Below are 25,706 nucleotides of genomic sequence, written 5' to 3' on the forward strand. Positions count from 1 at the left end.
ACACCTCAAACAAACTGAAATATGCCGCCCTCATTCGGCGGCCAGCGGTTCGCCACCCCGAACGTTATGACCAAGCGTCGCGTAATGGGGTTGTAATTCCGCCGGATCGAAGTGATCGACAGCGATCACCCGCGCAACGAGCTGCTCGACCTCGCGAAGCTGCTCGGCTTCCGAAGCGGTAATGGCGCCCTTTGCTTCAGCCTCAGCAAACCAGTCGATGCCGTGATAGCGGCGAACTAGGCCCTCGCGAATGGCCTTTTCGAGTTTTTTCTCGGCGGGCTCGGCGGCGATCACCTTTTCGAGCGTCACCTCCAGGATGCCGGTCGGATCGTTGACGTCCTTGGAAACAAAAATGTCCCGCGTCAGCCGATCCCGTACTTCGCCCGGTTGCAGCGCATGCCTGGCGACGTTATGCGCAAGCTTATCGGACGCCGGTTTGAACCGCCGGCCAAGCGGGAACACGACGACACGCATCAGCGGGCGCGCCCAACGCACAGGGAAATTGTCTATCGCACCGCCAATCGCCTCCTGGAAACGATAGAGCGCATTCATCGCAGCAAGCTCGACGATGTGCTCGTCGCCCGCCGGGCGCCCGTCATCATCGTAACGCTTCAAGGTGGCTGAGAGCATGTAAAGCTCGGAAAGCGCGTCGGCCATCCGGCCGGTAATTTTTTGCTTGGTTTTAAGACCACCGCCGAGTAGCCCCACGGTGAGGTCGGCGACGAATGCATAAGACCGGCTGGCGCGCCCGAGCTGGCGATACCAATGCGACATACGCAATGCACCATTGGGTGCAGAGACAAATGCTCCTCCGGTCAGATTATGGACAAACCCGCCCGTCGCGTTCGAGAGCGAAAAAGCGATGTGATTGTTGAAGGCGTTCTCGAAGGCATCGAGCCCGCGCTCGCGGTCCGGATTCTGTGCCGCCTGCACTTCCTTGTAGAGGTAGGGATGCGAGCGCAGCGCACCCTGTGCAAACGTAATCAGTGTGCGCGTCAGGATATTGGCGCCTTCGACCGTGATCCCGACTGGCACCATTTGATATGCCGACTGCAGGTAATTCGATGGACCGTCGCAGATGCCACGGCCGCCGTGAATGTCCATGGCGTCATTTACGGCACGGCGCATCTTCTCGGTGGTCTGGTATTTCATCAGCGCGGAGATGACCGACGGTTTCTCGCCACGAGACACCATTGCGGCGGTCATCGCGCGCGCGGCCTCGTTGACGTAAGCCGTCTCGACGATGCGCACGAGCGGCTCTTCGACGCCTTCCATCCGCGAAACCGGCAGGCCGAATTGTTTGCGGATGCGTGCATAAGCTGACGTCACGCGCAGCATCATCTTGGCACCCGCCGTGGCCGACGACGGCAGCGAGATCGCGCGCCCGGCTGACAGGCATTCCATCAACATGCGCCAGCCATTTCCGGCCATCGCTTCGCCGCCGATCACCCAGTCGATCGGGATAAAGACATCGTTGCCCCAGTTGGGTCCGTTCGGAAAAGCGGCGCCAGACGGCAAATGGCGGCGCCCGATGTTGACGCCGGGATGATTGGCCGGGATCAGCGCCAGCGTGATGCCGACATCCTCGCCCTTGCCCAGCAGGTTGTCCTTGTCGAACAGATGGAACGCCAAGCCGACGAGCGTCGCCTTCGGCCCGAGCGTGATGTAGCGCTTCTCCCAGGAAAGGCGGATGCCCAGCGTGTCCTTGCCCTGATAAGTGCCCTTCGTCACGTAGCCGATGTCGCGCATGGTGGCTGCGTCGGAGCCCGATGTGGGTCCGGTGAGTGAGAAGCACGGAACTTCCTCACCCTTGGCGAGCCGCGGCAGATAATAATGCTTCTGCTCTTGCGTTCCGTATTTTTCGATCAACTCGCCCGGCCCGAGCGAATTCGGCACCATGACGATCGTCACCACGTCTGGTGACCGCGACGCGATCTTGCCGAGGATCAGCGATTGCGCCTGCGCCGAGAACCCAAGCCCGCCATGCTCCTTCGAGATCAACATCCCGAGGAAGCCATACTTCTTGACGAAGTCCCAGATCTCGTCAGGGACCTCGCGTAGTGTATGGCGCACCTGCCAGTCGCGGATCATCCGGCACAGCTCTTCCGTGGGGCCGTCGAGGAACGCCCGTTCTTCTTGGGAAAGTTCGATCGGCGGAATGGCCTGGAGCTTGTTCCAGTCGGGCGTCCCGGAGAAGAGTTCGGCGTCGAAGCCGACGGTTCCGGCTTCGAGCGCCTGCGCCTCGGTATCGGACACCTTGGGAAGGATCTTGCGGATCTGAGCGAAGACCGGCGCAATGATCAGGCTTCGGCGAACAGAGGGGATCGACAGCACCGCCAGCGCCAGAAAAGGCAGCCACGCAATCCACGTCCACAGGCCAAAGCTTCCATGTGTCGCCAGCAGCGTAAAAACGCCCACAGCGGCCGCCCAACCCCAAAGGGGTGCCCTCAGCATGCCGAGCGCAAGAAAGCCGCCCAGCGCCAAAAGCAGAAGAACTACGGCTGCCATATCCGAGCCTCCTTACGCGAGCCGCTGACGACCCCGATCAGCGTCCGACTAACATAGGTTGACGTATACGTCATCTCAACGGCGCCCGCCCATCGCTGCATCATCCAACGCGGCCAAAGCTCATTTAACCACGTTTGTGCGGCAGCCGCTAACGTTGCCGATGCAAAGTCAGCGTTCAGCCATGACCGGGATGAGGTTGAGCGAAAATCGTTAAGGAGCTTGGATGCCAGGGCTCGCCATTTGCGGTTCTTCTCCGAAAAGATCCGCAACAGCCGATCGATACCAATCCCGGCTCTCGCGATTGACCTGTTTGCGAAGCTCGGGACTGTCGTCGGGCTTCGATATGAACGGTTCCTTAACCGCCAGATACCCTTTGCCGTCTTTCACGCCCGGAGTGTAGTCGCCGCCGATCTTGGCGCTGTTGTCGGGGGCGAGCATCGACCAGCACGTGTTGCGATACTTGCCGGGCGGCCGCGGCTTTCCGGAAAGATCTGCAATGATGTCGTCGGCGACGACTCCGCCTTGGCTCATGGCCGAGAAGGCCGACTTCGGCATTTCGGACGCGATCGCCGCGTCGCCGAGCACATAGATGCCCTTTACTTTCGTCGAGGTGAAATTCTGAGGATCGACCGGACACCAGTCGCCTTCGGTCAATCCAGCCTTCGCGGCGATCGCTCCGGCTTTCTGCGCAGGGATGATGTTGGCGAGCGCTGCGCGTTCGGTCCGTCCCGATTTCGTCGTGACCTCGCCCGTCTGCGCATTGACTTTGACAACCGCAAAGTCGTCGATCTCGTTCGTCAGATTGATTTCGATGATGTCTTTGTAATATTCGTTGAACGCCTCCTCGAACACCGCCTGCTTCGAGAACGTCGGCTTGGCGTCGAAAAGAATGAGCTTGGCGCGAGGCTTCTTCGTTTTCAGGAAATGCGCGATCATGCATGCACGCTCGTAGGGACCGGGCGGACAGCGGTAGGGATTGGGCGGCACTGCCATTACCACCAACCCGCCATCCGGAAGCGCGAGCAACTTTTCTTTCAGGATCCACGTTTGCGGACCGCCTTGCCAGGCGTGCGGCATCACCTTCGCGGCTTCGGGCGAATAGCCGGCGATGCTGTCGTATTTGAGATCGATGCCGGGCGCGACGACGAGCCTATCGTAACTGAGCGGTGCCGACCCATGCGCCAACGTAACGGTCTTTGCCGTCGTGTCGATCGCCGTCGCGGTATCGGACACGACATCGATCCCGCGCTTCTTGACGCCCTCATAATCGAAGGTGATCGATTGGAACGAACGAAATCCGCCGAGATATAGGTTCGAATAGAAGCAGGTTGTGTATTTTTCCTTCGGCTCGATAAGAGTAACGGAAAGGTTCGGATCGGCTGACTTGAGACGATTGGCAACCGTCGCGCCGCCAGGGCCGCCGCCGATGATGACGACCTTCGCCGAACCAGCTGCAAGCGCCGGCCGCGGTAGCTCGGAAGCTGCTGCGACGACCCCCGCCGCCAGAAGAGCAAATTCGCGGCGCGTGATCTGCGACATCCTTCGAACCTTTCATTTCACGTTGTCGCCTGTTTCTGACGACGTCCATTCACGAAACTACGGCACGCAGCGGGCAATTTGGCAGGATTTGTAGGCTCTTGTAACTGGATTTTCGGTAATGCAGCCGCCTATATAGCATTGCAACATCAACCGCCTTCACCGAAGATAATGCGGCTGCGCACAAAAATTTTGATCCTCGATCGCCGATCGTTTTTGGCTTCGGCGGCGGCAATGGCTGCGCTGATGCCCCTTGTCGGCCGAAGCGCTAACGGCGAGCCCGCGAAACTCGAACGGAGCAAGAAATTCGCGGATGCATTTGCGCAGGTTTTGCGCGGCGTGACGCCAGTCGAGGACAAAGTGACGGTCGATCTTCCCGAGCTTGCGGAGAACGGGAACTTCGTGCCGATCACGGTCCAAGTCGATAGTCCGATGTCCGAAGCGGATCATGTCAAAACCATTCATCTTCTTTCGACGGCCAACCCGCACGCCCGGGTCGCGACATTCCATTTGTCGCCGATCAATGCAGTGGCCCGCATTCAAAGCCGCATGCGGCTCGCGAAGACGCAAGATGTCATTGTCCTTGCCGAGCTTTCGACAGGCCAGATTCTGATGTCGACGACTTTGGTCAAAGTCACAATCGGCGGCTGCGGAGACTGAGAGGCAATATGGCTGCGCGTCCACGCTACCGGCTTCCTGCAAACGCCAAGATCGGCGACGTGATCGAGGTCAAGACGTTGATCACGCACGTCATGGAAACGGGCAATCGCCACGACAAATACGGCAAGCTCATACCGCGCGACATCATAAACACCTTCGTTGCGAAATACGGAGATCAAGAGGTCTTTCGCGCCGAGTTCGGTCCTGGCATCTCGGCGAATCCGTATCTCTCGTTCAAGATGCGCGTCCCAGGCCCCGGCGTCTTTGAATTCGCGTGGACCGACGATGACGGCACGACAACTGTCGCTACGGCGCCGCTGAACGTTTCCTAAGGATTGGCGGACTTTGCTCCGCCGGTCCGAATCCGAATAATTTAGCTCGATACAGCGCTTTCACGCGCCGGACGCGGGTTTTGGGACATTCGCATGCATAGAGTTGCGCGCACCATTCTGATCATCATCATCGCCGGAGTTATTTTCTTCGGCCAGCGCTGGTACAGATACGTGAACAATAAAACGAGCCCCTATGACGAGGTCGGCATTGAGTTGAACAGCGCGATGCCGGCACCGGTCCGCAAATGGGGATGCGATAAACTCCACGCAAACTTTCCGAAGTCGCTTCCGCCCTACGGATGCCAGGCCGAAGACGGCAAGAGCTGGATGTAGGCTCCCAAGGGCGGCAGAGCCCGGCCAAGTTCAGTCAACGCGCGCGTTGTCTCTCAGCAGCTTGTAATTGATGCTATCGAGCAGGGCTTCGAAGCTTGCGTCGATGATGTTCGGAGAGACGCCAACCGTCGTCCAGCGGTCCCCGGTTTCAGTGTCGTGGCTTTCGACCAACACGCGCGTCACGGCATCGGTACCGCCGTCATGCGTCTGCGTGAGAATCCGAACCTTATAGTCAACAAGCTCCATGTTCTCGATGTGCTTCTGGTAGCGCCCAAGATCGCTTCGCAAAGCCTTATCCAGCGCGTTCACCGGGCCATTGCCCTCACCGACGGAGACAAGAGGCTCATCTTCCCCCGCGATCGAGACTGTGACGACGGCTTGCGAGCGTGTGCCGTTTCCATTCATCGCCCGCTGGCGTTCTACGGTCACGCGAAACGAGTCGACGGAGAAAAAACGCGGCACGCTCGCCAGCGCCCGTCGCGCGAGAAGCTCGAACGACGCTTCGGCGGACTCATAGGAGTAGCCCTGATCCTCGCGCGCCTTGACTTCGTCGAGCAAAGCCTGGACGCTGGCGTCTTCCTTCTGGAAGGGTAAGCCCAACCGTTCAAGAGCGACGGTCAACGACGAGCGGCCACCCTGCTTTGACACCAGAATACGCCGTTCGTTGCCGACGCTTTCGGGTGGCACGTGCTCGTAGGTTTCCGGCGCCTTGACCAGCGCGGAGGCGTGAATGCCTGCCTTGGTCGCAAACGCGCTTTCTCCAACATAGGGAGCGTGGCGATCCGGCGCCTCATTCAAGACTTCATCGAGAACGCGGCTCGCGTGGGTCAGCGTCCGCAGCTTTTCCGGTGTAACGCTGGTCGTGAACGCGTCGGCGAACTCGCTTTTCAACAGTAACGTCGGAATGATCGATGTGAGATTGGCGTTGCCGCATCGCTCGCCCAACCCGTTCAGCGTTCCTTGAATCTGTCGGCAGCCCGCGCGCACCGCCATCAGCGTGTTGGCCACGGCATTTTCGGTGTCATTGTGCGTATGGATACCAAGATGGTCGCCCGGCACATGCCTTCTGACGTCGGCAACGATCCGCTCGATCTCGTGCGGGAGCGTTCCGCCATTCGTATCGCAGAGCACTACCCAGCGCGCCCCTGCATTGAATGCGGTCTTGGCTACGGCGAGGGCGTAGTTTCTATTGCATTTGTAGCCGTCGAAAAAATGTTCGCAATCGATCATCGCTTCGCGCTGCGTCTCGACGACGGCGCGAACGGATTGCTCAATGGCTTCGAGATTTTCTTCTTTCGAAATGCCGAGCGCCACCCGCACCTGATAGTCGGACGATTTGGCGACAAGGCAGATGCTGTCCGCTGACGATTGCAGCGTCGCTTGCAGTCCTGGATCATTCGAAATCGAGCGCCCCGCACGTTTCGTCATACCGAATGCAGTGAAGCGCGCAGATTTCAGCTCGGGCCGCGACGAGAACAGCTCCGTGTCGGTCGCGTTCGCGCCCGGAAACCCGCCTTCGATATAATCGACGCCGAGGTCGTCGAGTACGCGCATCAGGCGGCGCTTGTCTTCGATCGAAAAGTCGACGCCGGTCGTTTGCGCACCATCGCGCAGCGTCGTATCGAAAAGATAGAGGCGTTCTTTACTCATGACGGTTTGGCCGGAGCCGAAGCCTTGGCATTACTTGCTTTGAACGGCTTTACCATGGTCGTATTCGATAGCCACTGGTCGTCACGAGGAACGGAGTTACGTTGCATGGCGGTATAGCCCCGGCGTTCGAAGAACGGCACGGCGGTATCACTGGCGTCGACGGTTATAGCCTCTGCTCCGCGCGCGTGCGCAATCCTTTCAAGCGCGTCGGCGATCGCTGTCCCCACGCCTTCCCCGGCGAAATCCGGATGCACATAAAGCATCTCAATCGTTTTATTGTCCTTAAGGGAGCCAAACCCGAGATATTCGCCGTCGAGGTTGACGACGAGCGTCAGCATCGATCCAAGGCGGGCGCGAAAATCGGCAGCGTCCTCCGCGGATGCGGCCCAGGCGAGGCGCTGGTCCTCGTCGTAGTCATCGGCTGTCAATTCCTCGATGCTCTGAGCAAAGAGGTCGCGTAGCGCCATGGCGTCAGCAGGGAGAAACGGGCGGAGCGGAAAATCGTCGGACATTGGATGCGTTTCATAGAAGCAGCCGAAAATATCGGCATGACCGAAATAGGGGGATCGTTCGCCCGGCCTATCGCCTAGGACCGAAGGATGCAACCCCCGCAGCATGTCGTGTGGAGCGGTCTGGCTTCGGCAGGGTTCCGTGGCTCATAACAAGCCTAAAGCTTATGCGCCATGCGCGCCCGCTTCGTCTCAAGATAGCGCTTATTGAACTTGTTCGGCACGATAACGATCGGCAACCGCTCGACGATGCGGATACCATGCACCTTCAGGGCCTGCTCCTTGGCAGGGTTGTTCGACAGAAGCTTTATCTCGGAAATGCCGAGATCACGAAGCACCCGCGCGGTCAGTTCGTAATCGCGGCTATCGATTGGCGCTCCGACTTCAATGTTCGCTTCGACCGTATCCAGGCCCTGATCCTGAAGCGCGTAGGCCTGGATCTTCTTGAACAGGCCGATCCCGCGTCCCTCATGATAGGGTACGTAAACGATGATGCCGTAGGGCGCCTCCGTGATGATCTTCAGCGCCGCTTGGAGTTGCTGATAGCAATCGCAGCGGAGCGAATGGAAAATGTCGCCCGTCACGCAACCGGAATGGACGCGCACGACCGGCACCGAAGCCGACGCGGCCGTGGCTTTCGGATCGCGATGGATCAGTACCAGAAGCTGCTCTTCGTCCGTTTCGCCCCGATACGCGTGGGCTTCGAGCATCAGCTCGCGCCCCTGATAGTTGATCGGAAGTATGGTCTCAACGGACCAGTCTGCTGGCAGCTTCACGGACGTCAAGGCACCCGACTTCATTTGTTCTCGTTGCTCCGGGATCGTTGGGGCTATGCCCCATTCACGACAGGAAGGCAAAGTTTTGCGATAAACAGCATTGATGGCCCCAGAGCCACGAGGTTCCCGGACAAAGACTGCTGAGAAACGCGTCGTTAGCTTAAATGGCCCCGCTCGCCATTTACAATAGATGTTCAGAATGCCGCGGCACTTCGGCCGAAGCACTTGCGGCGCCTCTGTTTGGGTGGTGGTGGAGAGGGCTGGATTCGAACCAGCGTAGGCGAAGCCAACGGATTTACAGTCCGTCCCCTTTAGCCACTCGGGCACCTCTCCCCGGGACACCGGGCGAATGCCCGCCGTCCAAACGAAAGCGCCCTGCCGGTCGAGGGCAGGGCCTTCGTCGGGGTTATCTTCACGAGGGCCTTCCCTGTCAATCGGAAAAGCTGCAAGGTCGAGCGGCTGCGCGGACTTGCGCAGCTTTTTCATGCTCTTCGCCCGCTTCGAGCGGACAAAACCTGGCCTTGGCCCATAGCGAGACGTGTCCTGCCAAAAGACCCTTCCCATAAACCGTGGCGCGAAAAAAAATCCGTTTCAGGTTTCGGCCGCGGCCGTCCCGGGACCAAGCGCTGGCCCAAACCGCAAAAGCGAGGCACGACGAACGCCGGACTCGCCGAGGCGGACGGGCCGGTTCGTCTCTTTGGCTTGCACGCTGTCGAAGCGGCCCTGAAAAACCCGGCGCGGCTCATTCATCGGCTGGTGCTGACGGAAAACGCCGAGCGGCGGCTTCAGGATGCCATTGGACCGATCAGCGTGAAAATCGAACGGATGACGCCGCGCGATCTCGACCGCGTGTTGGGATCCGACACGGTGCATCAGGGCGCGATGCTCGAAACCGAGCCGCTGCCCGAGCCCGACTGGCATCATCTCGCGGCCGCGTCAGACGGGCGTCCTCTCATCGTACTCGATCATGTTACCGATCCGCATAACGTCGGTGCCGTCCTGCGGTCGTCGGCGGTGTTCGGCGCGAGCGGACTCGTCATGACGCGCAGACACAGCCCGCCGCTCAATGGTGTTCTCGCCAAATCGGCATCGGGCGCGCTCGAACTTATCCCCGTTGCTCTCGTCGCCAACCTGTCGCGCGCTCTCGACGAGTTGAAGTCGGCCGGCTTTGCGATTGTCGGTCTCGCCGGAGAGGCCGAGCATGCAATTGAAGAGCTCGATTGGTCGCGGCCGACGGCGCTCGTCATGGGATCTGAGGGCAAGGGTCTGAGAGACCTCACGCGCAAGACATGCGATAAGCTCGTGCGGATTTCGACCGACGGTCCGGTTGCGAGTCTCAACGTGTCGAATGCTGCCGCGATCGCACTCTATGCGGCGATGCTCGCCCGGCGAAGATGACTACAGCCGGCACACTTGTATCGCTGCCGGCTGCATTCGTGTTTGGTTGCACCGTCAGTCACAGATCAGGGGGCGTTCGCAGAAAACGCCGCCGCCGCGACAGACCATATCACCGTATTCGTTTTCAAAGCAGCGCCGATGCGTCCGATGGCATTCGCGCGGACCGCGATAGCAGCCGTCGTCGTAGCGCGAATAGTAGCGTGGACCATCGTAGCCGCCATTCGCGATCGCCGCTCCGACGCCGAGACCGATAATTCCGGCTGCAATGCCAAGACCGACACCGCGACCGCGCCAAGCTTGGGCTTCCGCTGATGCGAGCGTCATGCCGCCAGCGACCGTTGCGATCATCAGTCCACTTACGACCTTATTCATCAAAGACCTCCCTCCATGCGCCAGGGCGGCTAGGTGCGACCCGCGCGGGAAATGGCAGATTCGACTAGAACCTCGGCAACCGCGCCTCGGTTTGTCGTCGCCATAAGTCTTTCATATGCCAGATGAATAGGGCATGACCGGGCAATGTATGCGGCGATCCGGTGCGGAAGGCCGCACGCCCTTACCAGTCGCCTTTGCGATGCCCGCCATAGTGACGGCGATGCCACTCAACGTGATGGTAGCGGCGATTATTCGATCCCCAAGACGCATAGTAGGGCGGAAGCTCACCGCGAAACCGATTGATCACGGGACGACCCCATTCCCCCGAGTTATAGTAGGGGTACCAGCCCCGCGGATCGTAATAGTAATGGTAGTACCGTTCGAGCGCGTCGGCCTTGTATGGATCGAATTCGTGGTAGCGCAAATCCGGGCGGCGCAAGGCATCGAAAGCCGAAGCGGATTGGCTGATACCGAGAGCCGCAGTTATCGCGGCCAGCGCCGCCAAGAATTTCGTGGGCATCGAAATCTCCCAAGAGGTCACGACAAGGCGGCGCGACGCGCCAGCCTGCGCTCCAGAATCGTTGCTAGATTAACTGAAGATCCCTTTAACGCCACGAAAGTTCATCTTCGAAGCGCCTTTTTTGGCTTGAGCGTAGCATCTCGGTCCGGGCGAGAATCGGCTGAAACCTGGTCATTTTATCGTGTCGCGGCTTCAGACCTTTCGCTCGCATGCTGGATTAGATCGACAGCAACAGCGGTCTGCTGAGGCGCGAAACATTTCTCCGCTCTAACACCTGCGCGACGTCGCCAGACCGCTAATACTCTCATCAAGCACGGTGCAGGCAGATATCACCCCCCTCCGATCCGGGGCAAAAAAGCTTTCAAAGCAGCCGGCTTCGGTTTACTTCGGCAGCGTTAAACGTCCACACCAATTGGAGATTTGCGTTGAACATTAGAACCGCCGCACTCTTCGCTGTTCTGGCGGCAGCTGCGCCGCTGTCATCCGCTTCGGCAATGACAGTTTCCAAGCCGCAGGCCGTTGCAACGACGTCATCGGCCGTCGTTCATAAGGCCGATTACAAGAGGAAAAAATACCGGCATAAGCGCCAGCATTACAAAGCGGGCGGCCGCTATAATAAAGCCCCGGCGCACTGGCACCGCTACAACAAGCGTCCCCGTGACTGGAGCCGCCGCGGATGCATTATCGTCGGTCCGATCTGGTGGTGCCCGTAAGCGACAGAATTTGGCGTGACCGCCGGGAGCGGAGGCTCGTTCTCCGCTCCTTTTCTTTTCCGACTGGACGTCAGCGCAGACCCTTTTTCCACCTACCGGGGGGCTTCGTTTCGCTTCGCTTCCTGCGGTGGCTCAATCCGGATAAATGCCTGCCATTGACAAGCCTAATCCGATAAGCGAGGTGTTTCGCGCAACGGCCTCGACCGAGACAGCTTCCGCGTCACGGCGTCAGATCGGACGTCGCAGAGCCGGCTTAGCACAGTGGTAGTGCACCTGATTTGTAATCAGGGGGTCGTAGGTTCAAATCCTACAGCCGGCACCAGCAATACTTGCAAAATCGCAGCAAAAATTCCGGATTGCCTCCCGGGCATTAAGCAATCGTGCGGGCGTTTTTTCCGGTCTTAGAGCAAAAGACGCTCAGCCCCGTCGGGCTGAACCTTGTCACAAGAAATCGTCAGAGTTAGCCTCAGTCTCAAGGCCGATAAGCAGGGCGACAAATGGTAAACGCAGCCGGGCTCAATCGAAATCGGACACGTCGTGACGAGAGTGAAAGTCCAGAGTCTTTAGCCCATGCTCGTGCGAACCTTAGCCATTCTATTGTCGGCACTGATGCACGGGCTGATCGGTTACGCAATTTGGCCCAGTCTGGCTAACGAAAGATTGGAAGTGCTCGACCTTGGCAAGGGGCCTGACATCGTTCTGGCGCCTCAGGGTATGGTCATGAGCGAAGTGAGCAATCTTGGCGATGACGTACAAACGATAGAGACTCGCGACGTCGTCCCGCTCGATCAGCAGAAGCCGCCCCCAGCAGCGCCATCCGTTACGCCACCAGAACAGCTTCGCAACGTCGTCGGGAACATTGAAGATAAGAAGATGCCCGAAGCCGTTGCCATCCCTGCCCAGAAGTCTTCCCTCAAACCTCCGGCCGCTTTACCGGCGGAGCAGCTCCCCGATGTCGTTACCGCAGAGGCAAGCGCGATCGAGCAGGAGGTCAGCCAGGCACGCAAGCCGCCACCCGATCCAGTGCAGCAGCCGGCTGTCGTTCAGGCGGACAAACCGGCCCCGCCGGATGCCCTGCAGCAGCCCAACGAAGTCAATGCGGATGCGGTGCCGGCTCCAAAACAAATCGGAGAACCGGAAGCCGCCAGCGCCGATGTACCCACCGCGCCCACCCAAAGCACTGACAAGGCTGTTGCCAAGGCCGATTTGCCGCCGCCTGACGAGCTTAAGGAACCGAAAGTTGCTGAGGCCGACGCCGCGTCGACACCGAAACAACTTAGCGATTCGGCGATCACCAAGGCAGACTTGCCGTTACCAGACCAGTTGAAGGAACCGAAGGCCACCGCAGCAAACGAACCTTCATATGTCGAGACTGCTGAACAGCCGAAGCCTAACCTCGAAGAAGCGATATCGCAGCCGGAAGAGGTCGCCATCGTGAGCGAATTAAGTTCAGGCGAAGCGAAGACCGGAGGCGATGCACATGCCGTCGGACTTTACCTTGGTAAGATCAACGCGCGGATACAGCACTCCAAAGTCAATCCGCATTCGCAGCATACCGGGCGCGTGATCCTGAAGTTTACAATTGGGACTGACGGTTCGCTGCTTTCGAAGCAGGTCGTCTCATCGTCCGGCTCACGCGTGCTCGATGAAGCAGCCTTGGCTGCAATCGATCGCGCGGCTCCCTTTCCAGCCGTTCCAGCGGCAGTGAGCTTGAAGCCGATGGTCTTCTCGCAGCCGTTCAACTTTATCATCCGCTAGCGCAGCATTCGTTTCATCGTCCTTAGAAGAACGAGCAGGCGATGAATGGTGCCGAGAATATCTTTGCCGCAATACAAAAGAGCGGCCTGGTGGCCGCCCTCTGCGTGAGGCCATTTAGCGTGCGCCTCCCCCCGCAACGGGAGGAGTTGATGTCCCAGGCGTTGTTCCCGGACTCATAGTACCTGTACTCGTGCCCTCTCCGCTCATTCCCGTGCTGCTGCCACTCGATGAGTTTCCGTAAGGATCTTGCGCGCTGCCAGGAACAGGTGGCGCCGTAGGCGTGTATCGCGTGCTGCCGCTACTCTTGAAGTTATTAGGGTTCGTCGTCGATGATCCGTAGCCGGCGCTTCCGGGGGTGTTTGCGCTAGAGCCTGCTCCAACGCTGCCAGCGCCGCCTACGCTTCCGGCTCCGCCGGGCGATGCGGCAAATACCGGCGCGATGCCGACGACCGTCGCGAACGCAGATGCAATAATCAATTTTTTCATCGTCTATTCCTCTGAGCTGTTGGCCCAGCTTGGTGAACGGCGAGAAACTGAGGCTGTTCCTTCAAAAATTCCGAAGGACTATGGAAAGCGACCGTCTAGCGCAGAACATTTTGAGCATATGGCGGATCGCCGCCTCTTCTGAAACGGCGATCCATCTTGACGAGGACTGGCGCCGGCAGGCCGCCGCACGTTCGTTGAGACTATGATTTATGATGCGCATTAGGACGCGAGTAAAAAATAGGAACGATTAGAAAATCATTTTTCAAATACCTCCGCCGGATTGAACCGGCGGAGTTTTTAGTTCTCGCGCACTTCGGCTAGAAGTACGCCCTCTCCACATCAGTGGTGGTTTCCGTGTCCACCATCGTTATGTCCGTGCCCATGGCCGGGACCATCTTGGCCCCCGTGTCCATGTTTTTTGTATTTCACGTGTTTCTTGATCCAGCTGATAAGGATATCGGCGATCTGCAGGTTGTTGTTGTCCTGCATGAACATGTGGCTGTTGCCGTGGATGCCGATATCGGGAAGGGCAACGAACGTCATGTCGCCGCCCGCATCCTTGATCTGTTTTTGCATCGTCACGCATGCGGCCGGTGGCTGCGGTGTCGTGAAGTGATCGCCCACCATGATCAGGATCGGGATGTTCTTGAGGATTTTGATATTGGCAGGCGTGAGATTGGCGAAGCATCCGGTTTCAAGCTGGATGATGCCGCGAACCCCCATTGAGCCCGGCCGCAATGCCGCCATGGTCGGAAATCCGCTCGATTGCGAATGTCCCACCAAAATCGCTCCGCCGAGCTGGTTCGCCAGCGTCGCCATGTTGTCGGGTGAGTTGAAAGGCGCATTCGGATCCGACGGCGTACAATTTCCGTCGGCACAATCCGGAGACGCCGCCTCACTCAAGGTCGAATTCAGATCGGGTATCACCTGCTTATAGAAATCGAGCGTTGCATTCTTGCCGACGCCCACGGTTTGCATTGGGAAGCGCTCATCCTTGAACGGCGTCTTCGTATCGTAGTCGCCCCAGCGGAAAACGTTCCAGGCAAACTTGTCGGTTGCGATCAGAATTGCGGGATTCTTGCTGCCAGGCAGATCGCCCGTCAAAACTTTCTGATACGTGAGCGCGTCGAAGCCCGATCGGCCACGGCCGACCTGCTCACCCATATAAGTCTTGAAACCCTTGCGCGTGAAATATTCGTACCATCCCATGCGACCGTCAGGCGTCGTTTCCCACGTCTTCGATGTCAGGCAGCAGCCATGCACGAAGACGATCGGATATTCGTCAATCGTGTTTTTGGGGATCTGATACTGAACGTACATCTGATTGATCATCGAATTCCCGGAATCCGCCGAGAACGCAGACGGCGAAATGTATTTCGGGTCGATAACGTGCGTGCTTCCGCCGACAAAGAAACTTCCCTGCGCGCTAAGCGTGAGCGGGCCGTAGGTCTTTAAGTCGGAATATTGTTGCGCCGCAGCCGCGCCGCTCATCAAGACGAAGGCCAGAACGGCCGCGCCGCCCGCGGCGAGCCTTCTTACCTGCTTTCGTGATTTGAGCATTTTTCACCTCCATAGACCAACGACCTTAAGACGGCAGAGCAGTACGCTCTTGGCTGGGAGCGAACTGAGTGGGCTGGAAGCGAACGGGCAAAAAGTGATGTCGTATTGGGTGAAACGCCCCGACTAGCTCGCCGACTGTTGCGTAGCTGCCACCCCCCTGCCCGCCTGATTCCGGTATTTCTAGCCTCGGGTTGCGCGTGGAGCTTGAGCATGGCGGACGGACAGCCGAGCAAAATCGGCCGAGTGATCGACTATATATTCGGCCGCAATACGTTGATCGGCATCGCATCCTTCATGCTGCTGATCATATCGGGCTATGCCACGTGGCACGGCATGCGCGATTTCATCGTTGGCGTATCGGCGACGCCGGCGGCTCCGGTCGGGAGTGGTATTTCTGTCCCGAATGACGTTCTCGTCGCTGCCGTCGTTATCGCGCTGACCTTCCTGATGTGGCTGACACTGCGCGAAACGTTCGGCGCCAAGCGGCGATTGCGCGAGCGCCTCGTGACTTTCCCGCTCTATATTTTTCTCGCGATCTGGTCGATCGGCTTCGGGTACGGCTTCTGGTGGAGTCTGATCTCCGGCGCAGAAGCAACCAGGACCGGCCTCGCGGGATTGCAGGAAGATGCGCGCGATGCGAGCGCGGCGGTCGCTGCTCGCCTCGATGCCGTTCGCGGACAACTCGACAACGTCGTCACCTGGTCCGACGGCCAGATGACGCGTGAGGAAACGAGCGGCGGCAGTTGCGGCGTTCCTTCCGGTGCCGGTAAAGGCCCGCTCTATAATGCCCGGCGCAGCGTACGTGATGCCGTTACCGCGCTTCGCGATAGCATGACAAAGTCGTGGCTCGAACCTGTCCAAGCCGATGTGCAATCACTTCGGCAAGCAGCTGAAGGTCTTAGCGGCGCGACAATCGAAGAGCGACAGCGCAATTTTGAACGCAAAGCATCGGAAATCCGTGGGCTTGCGCGCAACATCGCGGCGCGGAGCAATCAACTCGGACGCTCTACCGCCGCAGAGATGCGGGCGCTTGCTGATTCCGTTTCCGTTCGGCCCGGAAAATCCGGGTCGTCATGCTATGATCCGACGCTCGCCGAACGATTGCGTGCGGCCGCCGATCAGGCCGATCAACCGGCCGAATTGAAGCTGCGTGAGGCGGTCTTCAGTGAAGGACCTGCCGGCGTCGCCAACGCAGTCAAAAATCTTTGGAGCAACATCGGCGCCTACACTTCCAGCGCATTCCGATATGTCCTCTCGGGTGGCAAGGTCCTGACAGCCGGTCACACCGAGGAAGGCGAACCGATCACGGGGCGCGATGTCATCGCGCTCCTTGCGACGATCGGCATCGACATGGGACTGCTGGCGATGGCGCTGATCAATCCGCCGCGGGAGCCGCCTTCCGTCCGCCCGTCCGGCGCGCTCACCCGGCAGATCCGCGAAGCCATCGATACGGCAATCAACCGCGCGCCCGGCGCCGATCTCGAATGGGTGCGCCGCCATTTCGTGCATCACAACAAAGCGTCCTATCTCGTCATTCCGAACCTCTACAGTTGTGATCCGGAAAACAAAGACGAGGCGGCGAAGGGTATGGCAGTGAACCAACTCGCTGGCGTGTTGAGCGATCTTGAGTTGGTGCGATGGCCGAAGGGCGGACGCTTGTGGCTGTTTCAGAATAACGAGCTGAAGGAACTCAAGAAGGAGGAGTCACTCGCAAGCGATACCGATCTTACCGAGATCCGAAAAAAGTGGGCAGAAGAGCAAGGTCTGACCGGTGACGAGCTCAAAACCTATGTCGAAAAGCGTGCCGTGCGAAATCACGGCCTCTTCTCGAAAGCCGAGCGTGCTCTGCAAATCGCGGGATGGAGTGAGCCCGCGCGCAACGACATCGAGATTTTCAAGCTGGTCGATACCGAAGGACTGACGCCACTTCTGATGGTCTTGAACGAGCCTCATCATTCAACCGCGGCGCGCGCCGATGCGCCGGTGCGAAACGCAGCGGAAGCGTAGTAAAATATGTTTTTCCATTTTGCGTTTATGCAAATGCCGCGCTCCGGGTGGTTTTTAGCGCGAATGAGAACAATATCCTCGCCATGATCTAGCCAAACTTGGCCTGCGGATTGTGGGCGCAAGACACCAAGCTAGTGTTGGCGGCGGCGCGAGGACGTTCTCTCTCTCGCTGCGCTCTCCCCGGGGGCACCGTGATGAGTACGATCTCCAGAGACACGTTGGGACATTTGCCAGGCCTTACACCAAGACCTCCATTGTCCGCATTTCTCTTCAGAAGCACCGAGCAGATTGCCGACGAACTCGTCGCGCGGGAAATCCTGCGACGAGAATACGTTCTCGAGATGCAGCATCTCGATCCCAAATGGGTGACGGCGCTTTACCTCCGCGCTGTCTGCGTTGGTGCCATCGTCGGATATCGGCCAGCATACGGCTGACACCCACCGCCCCAAGGCCCATTAGCTTCAGACAGCGTCACCCGGAAAACAGGCGTGACTGCATCGCCGTTGGTTTCGATTCACCCAAGTAGCGTTCGATAATTGGGATATGCGGCTCGACAGCGGCTCGACCGGCAGCAATCATCTCCTCGGCGCGATGGAAGTCGAGAACGCCAATGTGTGCCAGATCCGGCGACAACAAGAGGTCCGGCGGATCTCCCATCAAGCGCGCCCGAGCGATGCGATCATGGAAGATGCTGAACGAATTCAAGATCACCGAGGTGATCCCCGGAGCCGTTTCCTTCTGATGTCCGAATAGCTGACGATGCAGAAGCTGCAGTGCGCCCCGGCCGTTCCAACGCGTAATCGGAGCGGTCTGCTCGATCACCGGCTCGTCAGCGATGTCCTCGATGGCGTCATCGACAAGGATGCCGCCGCGGCCGAACTCGCTCGTGAGATTGACGGCAACAACCGTTCGCGCGCCCAGCGCTCGACACACCGACACCGGAATGGGGTTGACCAGACAGCCGTCCACCAACCAACGACCGTTCAGGCGGACGGGGCGCACAATACCGGGAATGGCCGACGAGGCGCGGACTGCATCATTGACACATCCCTGCCGCAGCCAGATTTCGTGGCCGGTCGATAAATCCGTGGCGATGGCTGCGAACCGCATCGGCAGATTTTCGATCTTGAGACCGTTCAGATGGTCGTCGAAACGATCGAAGAGGCGCTGTCCCGCGATGAGGCCGGATCCCGATACGCTCAAGTCCAAATAACCGAAGACGCGGCGCTTGGTGAGTTCGCGCGCAAATTCTTCAAGCCGATCGAGACGGCCACCGGCGAAGTGTCCGCCGACGATCGCACCTATCGAAGTTCCGACGACGATATCGGGCGGTAGTCCGGCATCCTCCAATGCTCGCAGTACGCCGATGTGCGCCCAACCGCGTGCGGCGCCACCCCCAAGAGCCAATGCGAATTTGCCTTTTGACATCTGCCTTATTTCTGAAATCCGATGGAAGGTTGAGCGGTTCGAAGTGACCCACTGTCATAACGCCTACCTTCGCATTTTGGTTCGCAAATGCATCCGGAAAAATCCAGTTTGCTTGACGGCCGGTTATGGGTCGGCATCGGGACCTAAGCGCTCCCCATTTTTCCAAGCTCCGATTGGCCGGAACTGCCTTCCATACCGTGGGTTCATCCAACGCCGCTGGGTGAGTGACAGTCATTTGAACGAAACAACGGAGATTGATTGATGTTAAAATATGTCCTCGCGGCGAGTGCGGTTTTGGCCAGCACATCGTTCGCGATCGCGGCCGAGATGGACCGCGGCAATAGTGGACCGCCAGGCGCGGGAGCCGGGATGTCGAGATCGGCTGGCGCCCATAACCCCGGCCATATGAAAGGCGGTTCTGAATCGCGGGCCGCCGAAGGCGCTCGCGATCATCGCTCGCAGTCGAATGCCGGGCACATGAATCGGAATGAGCGCAATGCGCGCGACGAGAATCGTGGCCCGAAAAATGAGCGCAACGCCAAGGAAGAGGATCACAGCCCAAAAAACCAACGTAACGCACAAGACGAGCGCTCGAAAACTCGGACAGAGCGGAACGCGCGTAGCGATGATACGGGTCACAAGGATGACAACCGCAAGCGTGCCGAGGAGCATCGCGGCGGCGCAGCAACCGGAGCGAGCGAAGGAACTGCGGGCCGTTCCGGCGCCTCCAAAGGTTCAGTTGCCAATGTGACGGCCGATCAGAAGACGCGCATAGGAACAATCTTCTTGCATCACCACGCCGCGCCTGTCCGTAATCTCAATGTTGCGGTCAACGTCGGCGTTGCGATTCCGCGCTCGGTGCACGTCTATCCTATGCCTGCCGATATTGTGACGATCGTTCCCGAATATCGCGATTACATGTACTTCATGATTGACGACGACCGAGTTGCGATCGTCGATCCGGACACCTACGAGGTCGTCGATATCATCGTTATCGCGTAGATGTTTGGTCGGTCATCAGGAATTTAACCGCCGCGAATCCAAGTCGCGGCGGTTTGTATGGTAATGCGATTTCTGCGATGCGCTCAGGAAAATCCCTCGGGCGCCTCGTGAGGCCGATAGGGTTCTTCCAGCCGCGCGATCTCTTCGTCCGATAACTTGATGGACAGCGCCCGAACGGCATCTTCGAGATGCTTCGCTTTCGTGGCACCGACAACGGGCGACGTGACGGCGGGCTTATGCAGCATCCAGGCAAGCGCGACCTGCGCCGGTGACTCGCCGCGCGCCTTCGCGACTTCGACCAGCCGGTCCACCACGGGTTTATCGAGATGGGCACTCTTCGGATAGAGGCGCTGCGCGAACGCATCCGACTTTGCCCGCTCGGTCTCGGGCTCGTCCTGCCATGGCCGGGCAAGCCTGCCGCGTGCGAGCGGCGACCACGGCGTGACAGCAATGCCCTCGGACACGCATAGGCGCAGCATTTCCCGTTCTTCCTCGCGATAGAGGAGATTGTAATAGTTTTGCATCGATACGAACGGTGCCCACCCCGTCGCACGCTGCAAGCCGATTGCCTTCATGAACTGCCATGCGAACATCGAGGACGCACCGAGGTAGCGCGCCTTCCCGGCGCGGACGACTTCGTTCAGTGCTTCCAACGTTTCTTCCAGCGGGGTTTCATAGTCGAAGCGATGGATGATGTAGAGGTCGACGTAGTCGGTTCCAAGCCGATGCAGACTGGCGTCGATCTCAGAAAAAATGGCCTTGCGTGATAGTCCCTTCCCATTAGGGCCTTTGCGCATCGGCATACAGACTTTGGTTGCAATGACGACCTCGTCGCGCCTGGTGAAGTCGCGGATCGCCCGGCCCAGCACGCGCTCGCTTTCGCCGTGCGAATAGACATTCGCCGTATCGAAGAAATTGACGCCTGCCTCAAGCGCCGATTTGATGAAAGGGCGGCTTTCCTCCTCGCTCAACGTCCACGGCCATTTCATCACGCCCGAGTCAGATTGCCCATAGCTCATGCAGCCGAGGCAAAACCTGGAGACTTCAAGTCCCGTGTGTCCAAGCTTAACGTATTCCATGCGATGCTTCCCATTCGGGCCCGCGCGGCTCAATCAAGAACCATCTCGGGCGGATTCGAGCGCTGTTTCTATATCTAGACATCAGAGCCGGCGCTATCGACGGCAGGACATGGCAGGTGGTCACTCAGCTGCCGCCAAAGGCTTCGCGACATCTTCGAGCGGTCGTCCTTCCGCAGCGACTGCCCAACACGCGGCGACGACTGCGGCCCCAATCATGAGAGCGGAGCCAATCAAATAACCGACCAGGACTGTCGCGCGCGATCCGCTATCGATGAGGTGACCCAAAAAGAATGGGCCAAGAACACCCCCGACGCCGGTTCCCACGGAATAAAATAGCGCGATCGCAAGGGCGCGCACCTCAAGTGGAAAGGACTCGCTCACCGTCAGATAAGCTGCGCTGGCCGCCGCCGAACCGACGAAAAACACTGCGACCCAGGCAGCCGTCAGTTGCCGGACCGTGACGAGATTTTCCGCAAAAAGGTAACCTGTAATCGCGAGGAGCAGTCCAGATACGGTGTAGGTCAGGAGCAACATCGGGCGGCGTCCCCATGTATCGAACCAACGCCCTATGCATATCGGACCCAAAAAATTTCCGAGGGCAAAGGGCAGGATATACCAACCGATATCACCCGCAGGAATGCCATAGAATTCTGTAAGGATGAGCGCGTAAGTAAAAAATATCGCGTTATAGAAATATGCCTGCGCCGCCATCAGACTGAAGCCGACGAACGCTCTCCGCTGGTAAATATTGAGAATGGTGGTCGCAACTTCCCATAGCGGCGTGTGCGTGCGCGTCTTCAGCCGCTCAGGCGCAGCAGAAACGCTCGCCAGGATAAATCCCTTCCGGCGGAACGCCTCTTCTATACCGTCAATGATTTTGCCGGCTTCGGCGGCGCGGCCGTGTGTGATCAGCCAGCGCGGACTTTCGGGAATCCAGAGACGCATAAAGAAGATGATCGCGCTCAAGGTGCCGCCTATGGCGAAGGCCCCACGCCAGCCGAAATCCCCAGGAAGCAAGCTTGTATCCAGCAGAACAATCGCTCCCAGCGCGCCGATCGCTGCCCCGAGCCAGAAACTGCCGTTGATGACGAGATCGGTCCAACCGCGCACACGCGCTGGAATGAGTTCCTGAATCGTCGAATTGACGGCAGTATATTCCCCGCCGATGCCGGTACCGGTGAGAAAACGGAAGACAATGAAACTCCAGAGGTTCCAGGAAAACGCCGTCGCGATCGTCGCGAGCATGTAGATCGTGAGTGTCGTGAAAAAGAGTTTTTTGCGGCCGAGCCGATCGGTCAGCCATCCGAAAACGAGCGCGCCGATAACTGCTCCCAGGAGGTAGGCGCTGCTCGCGAGTCCGATATCCGTGTTGGTGAAACGAAGCGTAGGGCTTTCCATCAAGGCCCCGGAGATGGCGCCGACGAGGGTCACCTCAAGGCCATCGAGAATCCAAGTCACGCCCAGCGCGGCAATGACAAGAACGTGGAAGCGCCCCCAGGGAAGACGATCAAGACGCGCGGGGATATCCGTCTCGATTACCGAACCGATGCCGGTTGCGTCGGAAATCGTATCTTGTCGCATCCGGCTCCCCTCGCAGGTCGTCCCCCACATAGGTGAACTACTGGAGCGGTTCAACGTCTATGCACGGCGGCACAGTCTCTTGTGCGCGCGCTCGTCTTTGGCAGCGGCCGCCTATTTCTCGGGTGCTGATCCGGACGCGGCGTCGTCGCCAGCTATAGAGAGATACGCCATTACCGCGGCCGCGATCTGCAGTGGGCCAGGCTGCATCCGCTGAAACAATGCATCGACTGCGGCCGCCTCGGCCATCATCACACCGAGATCTTCCGGCGTCAGAATTTCACGCTGTGGATCGGAACGTCCGCTATCGGCTTTCGCCGTCGGCATGAGACAGACTTTCGGATTTTCGCTGGGAAAAAGAATATACGGGGATCACGGCAAGGCACTGATTAATTTTTAGAGCTGGCGAGCGTGGACTAGCCACGCTCGCCTAGGGCCGAGCGACAGAGGAACATTTTCGCTCTCGTATCGAACACGAGACAACGCGTCGAAGCGGACGAGAAAAGTTGCCGACCCGTATACAAAGTGAGCGCTATGAATCGAGTTCAGACAATACGTATGCTGATAAATATTTTCAGTATCAGCATTAAGCCTTGTCCCCGCGCTCAATGTGACTGTCGTGCGGGAAACGACGAGGTGCCGTCAGCACCCCTGTTGCGATCCGTACTCTCGACCTGCAACTTTTCGTGCCACCGAAAGCTACGGCTATCGCGAAATATATTTGAACCGCGCGGCGTTGCAACTTCGAGCACGGGGCGTTGCCGAGGAACTCCAAACTGATGCATGAGTTACGTATTCTGGTTCCCGCCAAGGAAACGTAGTATGAACAGAATGGCGCTATCGGTCATCGTATCGGCCCTAATCTTTGCTTCACCCGCGTTAGCCCAGACAACGACGCCTCCTCCGGAAACTGCGCCTCCGGTCGCTCAGCCGCCCGCCGATACGACAAATCCGGCCACATCGACGGGCACGGCAGGAACGCCATCCGACGCGACGACGACGAGTTCAGCGCCTGCGTTAACCCCCGCACCCCAGGATTCAGAGGGATCATCCGAAACACCTAGCAGCGTCATTTCCTCGCCGGCTGAACGAAATCGGCTCGATCCTTCGGCGCCTAGCCGATTCAGATTGCAGATCGATCCAGGCAGTCCAGGCGAAAGCGCTACCAACCCAGGCACGGTGTCGTCGAACCCTGCTGCCCCCGGCGAACCGTACAATGCGATCACCGAAGGAGCACCATCGGATAATGGCGCCAGCACTGGCACGGCTGGTCTGGGGGTAACTCCGGCGCCATCACCTCTATCGCCAAGTACGTATCCCCAGCCCTTGACGTTCCCGCCGACACCGCCGGCTACCAGCACTTATCCGGCGCCGCTGATCAGTCCGACGACGCCGTTCACATCCGGAGTGGGAACCGGACTCAACGCAGGTCTTGGGAACACCGGCATCGGATCGCTGGGTCTGAACCGATCCTCGATCGGGTCGCCTAGCGGAATGGGCACGATGGTGGGCAACCATGGCCTTATCTCCCATAGCGTGATCGCTCACGGCGCAATGTCCGGCGGCGGTCATCGGTAAGTCGTGAGAACGCCTAAACGGCGGCATGCTTCGGCAGTCGCCAACGGCGAAGCGTAACTCCGAAGAGGGCAAGGGGACGAACGATGCGAACGGCTCGCGTTATTTTGCTTGGCGGCTTTATCTTGGGATCCGTCGCGCCTTCGATGGCCGAGACCAATGCCGCTCCCAAGCCCGCCGCGGAAAAAGCGGTAACGCCAGAGCCGACAGGCGAAAAGCCCAAGCAAGCGGCGAAAGATCGTCCTTCGTCGAACGAGGGTACGCCCGCGGTCGTCGTCGACGATAACAAGGTCGAGAACCTGCTCGGAAGGGACGTCAAGAGCGCCGCCGGGGAGAAACTTGGACAAATCACCGACGTTATCGTCGGCCGGACGGGCGACGTGCGGGCTGCCGTCATCGATTTCGGCGGCTTCCTGGGAGTTGGCAGCCGCAAGGTGGCGGTCGCGTGGAACGCGCTCAAGTTCTCCAAGGATGCGATCGTCGTCGACATGACGCGCGACCAGCTTCGAGTCACGCCGGAATACCGTCCCGGGGAGCCGATCGTCGTTGTCGGGGTGCAGCACGATCAAACATCGAGCCCCGCTGCACCCGCCGACAAACCAGCGGCGAAGTGAGCCGCCACGCGCAACCCTCGGGCATGGCAATGATCGATGCAATATACCGGCGGGCATGGTGAACCTCGGCTCCTTGCCTCGTCGCAAAGGAGCCACGTCGGTCTCGACTGGTTCTCGTTCTTCGTCGCCGATGTGCAGATGGGCTTCGGTCCGTTCTTGACGGTCTATCTCACAACCGAGAAATGGACGAATGCCGACATCGGTCTCGTCTTTACGGTCGGCAGCGTCGTGGCGCTTCTGGGTCAGCTTCCTGGCGGGGCGCTCGTCGACGCGGTAAGGCGCGAACGATTGCTCGCTAGTCTTGCGATGATAGCGATTGGCCTGAGCGCTTTCGCCATCGCGGTATGGCCGCAGTTCTCGGCGGTTCTCCTTGCTCAGCTCCTTCATTCGTCGGCGAGCGTCATCATCGGACCGGCGCTTGCGGCTATCAGCTTGCGCCTCGTCGGACATGATCTGATCGGAGAGAGGCTTGGCCGGAACGCGGGGTTCGCGTCGGCTGGAAGCGTGGTCGCTGCGGCCGCAATGGGCGCGTGCGGTTATTATCTTTCGAGCCGGGCGGTTTTCTACGTTTCCGCGTCGATGGTCATCCCGGCACTCATTGCGTTGCAGCTGGTATCGTCCAAGGATCTTCGCCGTCATGCAATCGCGATGAAAAAACGAGCTGAATACAGCATCGGCGCAGCCGTCGCCGAGCTGGTGAAGAACCGCGTGTTGCTGATCCTGTCGGCGGCGGTCTGCCTCTTTCACCTCGCGAACGCGTCGATCTTGCCGCTTGTCGCCAACACCATCACATTGCGCGCAAGCGATAGGGCAACCGCGCTCGTGGCGCTGTGCATCATCGGCCCGCAGATTGTCGTTGCTCTCGCGTCTCCGCGTATCGGTCGATGGGCTGACGAGCACGGACGGCGTCCGCTCTTTCTTCTCGGCTTTGCGGCCTTGCCTGTTCGAGCAGCGCTCCTTTCCTTCAGCTCCAACCCGCCGGTGCTGGTCGCGATCCAGATCCTTGATGGGTTTTCCGGCGCCGCGATTGGCGTCCTGGTTGCGAGTTCCGTGGCAGACCTCACGAGGGAGTCAGGCAATTTCAATTTGGCCCTGGGACTCATCGGAATCGCGATGGGTGTCGGCGCTGCAATCAGCACCGCACTTGGCGGCGCTGTTGCCTACCGATTTGGCGCCCCCGCAGCATTCATGATGTTGGCGGCAATCGGCCTTGCGGGATTTCTTCTCTATGCCTTAGCGATGCCTGAAACGCGGCATCCGGAAACCGATCCGTCAGACGAGATCGATCCGGACACCGATACCTGAACCGGGT

Annotated in this window: 25 protein-coding genes and 2 tRNA genes; 12 read left to right on the forward strand and 15 right to left on the reverse strand. The window is 59.1% G+C overall.

Annotated features, from left to right (window positions below; translation table 11 throughout):
* Nucleotides 1-30: 30 nt before the first annotated feature.
* Nucleotides 31-2,508, reverse strand: coding sequence for an acyl-CoA dehydrogenase (locus VHB22_RS03525; protein WP_325455571.1), 2,478 nt, complete (start codon nt 2,506-2,508; stop codon nt 31-33).
* 210 nt (nt 2,509-2,718) lie between these two features.
* On the reverse strand, nt 2,719-4,047 hold the full coding sequence (locus VHB22_RS03530) for an NAD(P)/FAD-dependent oxidoreductase (RefSeq protein WP_325455572.1): 1,329 nt from the start codon (nt 4,045-4,047) through the stop codon (nt 2,719-2,721).
* Nucleotides 4,048-4,215: 168 nt separating this feature from the next.
* On the opposite strand from VHB22_RS03530, the gene soxY reads away from it, so the two are divergent.
* From soxY to VHB22_RS03545, 3 genes are all read left to right on the forward strand, one after another.
* Nucleotides 4,216-4,704: a thiosulfate oxidation carrier protein SoxY gene (soxY, locus tag VHB22_RS03535; protein ID WP_325455573.1), complete on the forward strand. Its 489-nt coding sequence runs from the start codon at nt 4,216-4,218 to the stop codon at nt 4,702-4,704.
* Between the two features lie 8 nt (nt 4,705-4,712).
* Nucleotides 4,713-5,036: a thiosulfate oxidation carrier complex protein SoxZ gene (gene soxZ, locus VHB22_RS03540; protein WP_325455574.1), complete on the forward strand. Its 324-nt coding sequence runs from the start codon at nt 4,713-4,715 to the stop codon at nt 5,034-5,036.
* A gap of 93 nt (nt 5,037-5,129) precedes the next feature.
* Nucleotides 5,130-5,369: a hypothetical protein gene (locus VHB22_RS03545; RefSeq protein ID WP_325455575.1), complete on the forward strand. Its 240-nt coding sequence runs from the start codon at nt 5,130-5,132 to the stop codon at nt 5,367-5,369.
* A gap of 30 nt (nt 5,370-5,399) precedes the next feature.
* Here the strand turns inward: VHB22_RS03545 and cimA are convergent, their stop codons facing one another.
* The 4 genes from cimA to VHB22_RS03565 all read right to left on the reverse strand — a co-directional run bounded on the left by cimA (nt 5,400) and on the right by VHB22_RS03565 (nt 8,637).
* Nucleotides 5,400-7,019 carry a citramalate synthase gene (cimA, locus tag VHB22_RS03550; protein ID WP_325455576.1) on the reverse strand — a complete coding sequence of 540 codons (1,620 nt, stop codon included), beginning with the start codon at nt 7,017-7,019 and terminating at the stop codon, nt 5,400-5,402.
* A complete protein-coding gene (locus VHB22_RS03555) occupies nt 7,016-7,531 on the reverse strand; it encodes a GNAT family N-acetyltransferase (protein ID WP_325455577.1) in 516 nt (171 codons plus the stop codon). Before VHB22_RS03555 ends, cimA begins: the two co-directional genes overlap by 4 nt.
* A gap of 155 nt (nt 7,532-7,686) precedes the next feature.
* Entirely contained in the window at nt 7,687-8,328 is a 642-nt protein-coding gene (locus VHB22_RS03560; RefSeq protein WP_325455578.1) for a GTP cyclohydrolase II, read from the reverse strand.
* A 224-nt stretch (nt 8,329-8,552) separates the two neighbouring features.
* Nucleotides 8,553-8,637: transfer RNA gene (locus VHB22_RS03565), tRNA-Tyr, on the reverse strand.
* A gap of 369 nt (nt 8,638-9,006) precedes the next feature.
* On the opposite strand from VHB22_RS03565, the gene rlmB reads away from it, so the two are divergent.
* Nucleotides 9,007-9,702 (forward strand): 23S rRNA (guanosine(2251)-2'-O)-methyltransferase RlmB, encoded by a 696-nt coding sequence (gene rlmB / locus VHB22_RS03570; RefSeq protein WP_325455579.1) that lies wholly within the window; start codon nt 9,007-9,009, stop codon nt 9,700-9,702.
* Between the two features lie 54 nt (nt 9,703-9,756).
* Here the strand turns inward: rlmB and VHB22_RS03575 are convergent, their stop codons facing one another.
* Nucleotides 9,757-10,074 carry a hypothetical protein gene (locus VHB22_RS03575; protein WP_325455580.1) on the reverse strand — a complete coding sequence of 106 codons (318 nt, stop codon included), beginning with the start codon at nt 10,072-10,074 and terminating at the stop codon, nt 9,757-9,759.
* Nucleotides 10,075-10,255: 181 nt separating this feature from the next.
* On the reverse strand, nt 10,256-10,594 hold the full coding sequence (locus tag VHB22_RS03580) for a hypothetical protein (protein ID WP_325455581.1): 339 nt from the start codon (nt 10,592-10,594) through the stop codon (nt 10,256-10,258).
* 425 nt (nt 10,595-11,019) lie between these two features.
* Between VHB22_RS03580 and VHB22_RS03585 the strand changes: the two genes are divergently transcribed.
* The 3 genes from VHB22_RS03585 to VHB22_RS03595 all read left to right on the forward strand — a co-directional run bounded on the left by VHB22_RS03585 (nt 11,020) and on the right by VHB22_RS03595 (nt 13,065).
* The gene (locus VHB22_RS03585) at nt 11,020-11,307 is read left to right on the forward strand and encodes a hypothetical protein (RefSeq protein WP_325455582.1); all 288 of its coding nucleotides are present in this window, start codon (nt 11,020-11,022) and stop codon (nt 11,305-11,307) included.
* A 247-nt stretch (nt 11,308-11,554) separates the two neighbouring features.
* Nucleotides 11,555-11,629: transfer RNA gene (locus tag VHB22_RS03590), tRNA-Thr, on the forward strand.
* A 248-nt stretch (nt 11,630-11,877) separates the two neighbouring features.
* Nucleotides 11,878-13,065, forward strand: coding sequence for a TonB family protein (locus VHB22_RS03595; RefSeq protein ID WP_325455583.1), 1,188 nt, complete (start codon nt 11,878-11,880; stop codon nt 13,063-13,065).
* A gap of 114 nt (nt 13,066-13,179) precedes the next feature.
* Here VHB22_RS03595 and VHB22_RS03600 read toward each other — a convergent pair whose 3' ends face one another.
* Together VHB22_RS03600 and VHB22_RS03605 are read right to left on the reverse strand one after the other, a co-directional pair.
* Entirely contained in the window at nt 13,180-13,551 is a 372-nt protein-coding gene (locus VHB22_RS03600) for a hypothetical protein (RefSeq protein ID WP_325455584.1), read from the reverse strand.
* Nucleotides 13,552-13,890: 339 nt separating this feature from the next.
* Nucleotides 13,891-15,111 carry a hypothetical protein gene (locus VHB22_RS03605; RefSeq protein ID WP_325455585.1) on the reverse strand — a complete coding sequence of 407 codons (1,221 nt, stop codon included), beginning with the start codon at nt 15,109-15,111 and terminating at the stop codon, nt 13,891-13,893.
* Nucleotides 15,112-15,321: 210 nt separating this feature from the next.
* Here VHB22_RS03605 and VHB22_RS03610 point away from each other — a divergent pair, with 210 nt between their 5' ends.
* Nucleotides 15,322-17,118, forward strand: coding sequence for a hypothetical protein (locus tag VHB22_RS03610; protein ID WP_325455586.1), 1,797 nt, complete (start codon nt 15,322-15,324; stop codon nt 17,116-17,118).
* 194 nt (nt 17,119-17,312) lie between these two features.
* Nucleotides 17,313-17,552: a hypothetical protein gene (locus VHB22_RS03615; protein WP_325455587.1), complete on the forward strand. Its 240-nt coding sequence runs from the start codon at nt 17,313-17,315 to the stop codon at nt 17,550-17,552.
* A gap of 37 nt (nt 17,553-17,589) precedes the next feature.
* On the opposite strand, the gene VHB22_RS03620 is transcribed toward VHB22_RS03615, so the two are convergent.
* Nucleotides 17,590-18,546: a patatin-like phospholipase family protein gene (locus VHB22_RS03620; protein ID WP_325455588.1), complete on the reverse strand. Its 957-nt coding sequence runs from the start codon at nt 18,544-18,546 to the stop codon at nt 17,590-17,592.
* A gap of 261 nt (nt 18,547-18,807) precedes the next feature.
* Between VHB22_RS03620 and VHB22_RS03625 the strand changes: the two genes are divergently transcribed.
* Nucleotides 18,808-19,548 (forward strand): DUF1236 domain-containing protein, encoded by a 741-nt coding sequence (locus VHB22_RS03625; protein ID WP_325455589.1) that lies wholly within the window; start codon nt 18,808-18,810, stop codon nt 19,546-19,548.
* An 83-nt stretch (nt 19,549-19,631) separates the two neighbouring features.
* On the opposite strand, the gene VHB22_RS03630 is transcribed toward VHB22_RS03625, so the two are convergent.
* The 4 genes from VHB22_RS03630 to VHB22_RS03645 all read right to left on the reverse strand — a co-directional run bounded on the left by VHB22_RS03630 (nt 19,632) and on the right by VHB22_RS03645 (nt 23,566).
* Nucleotides 19,632-20,627 (reverse strand): aldo/keto reductase, encoded by a 996-nt coding sequence (locus tag VHB22_RS03630; protein WP_325455590.1) that lies wholly within the window; start codon nt 20,625-20,627, stop codon nt 19,632-19,634.
* A 120-nt stretch (nt 20,628-20,747) separates the two neighbouring features.
* On the reverse strand, nt 20,748-22,208 hold the full coding sequence (locus tag VHB22_RS03635; RefSeq protein WP_325455591.1) for an MFS transporter: 1,461 nt from the start codon (nt 22,206-22,208) through the stop codon (nt 20,748-20,750).
* A gap of 111 nt (nt 22,209-22,319) precedes the next feature.
* A complete protein-coding gene (locus VHB22_RS03640) occupies nt 22,320-22,532 on the reverse strand; it encodes a hypothetical protein (protein ID WP_325455592.1) in 213 nt (70 codons plus the stop codon).
* A gap of 599 nt (nt 22,533-23,131) precedes the next feature.
* Complete coding sequence (locus tag VHB22_RS03645; protein WP_325455593.1) at nt 23,132-23,566, reverse strand: hypothetical protein; 435 nt, start codon at nt 23,564-23,566, stop codon at nt 23,132-23,134.
* 300 nt (nt 23,567-23,866) lie between these two features.
* Between VHB22_RS03645 and VHB22_RS03650 the strand changes: the two genes are divergently transcribed.
* Complete coding sequence (locus VHB22_RS03650; RefSeq protein ID WP_325455594.1) at nt 23,867-24,394, forward strand: PRC-barrel domain-containing protein; 528 nt, start codon at nt 23,867-23,869, stop codon at nt 24,392-24,394.
* A gap of 36 nt (nt 24,395-24,430) precedes the next feature.
* Nucleotides 24,431-25,699 (forward strand): MFS transporter, encoded by a 1,269-nt coding sequence (locus VHB22_RS03655; protein WP_325455595.1) that lies wholly within the window; start codon nt 24,431-24,433, stop codon nt 25,697-25,699.
* Nucleotides 25,700-25,706: the final 7 nt, after the last annotated feature.

This window comes from Hyphomicrobium sp. (assembly GCF_035548195.1).
Lineage (GTDB): Bacteria > Pseudomonadota > Alphaproteobacteria > Rhizobiales > Hyphomicrobiaceae > Hyphomicrobium_B.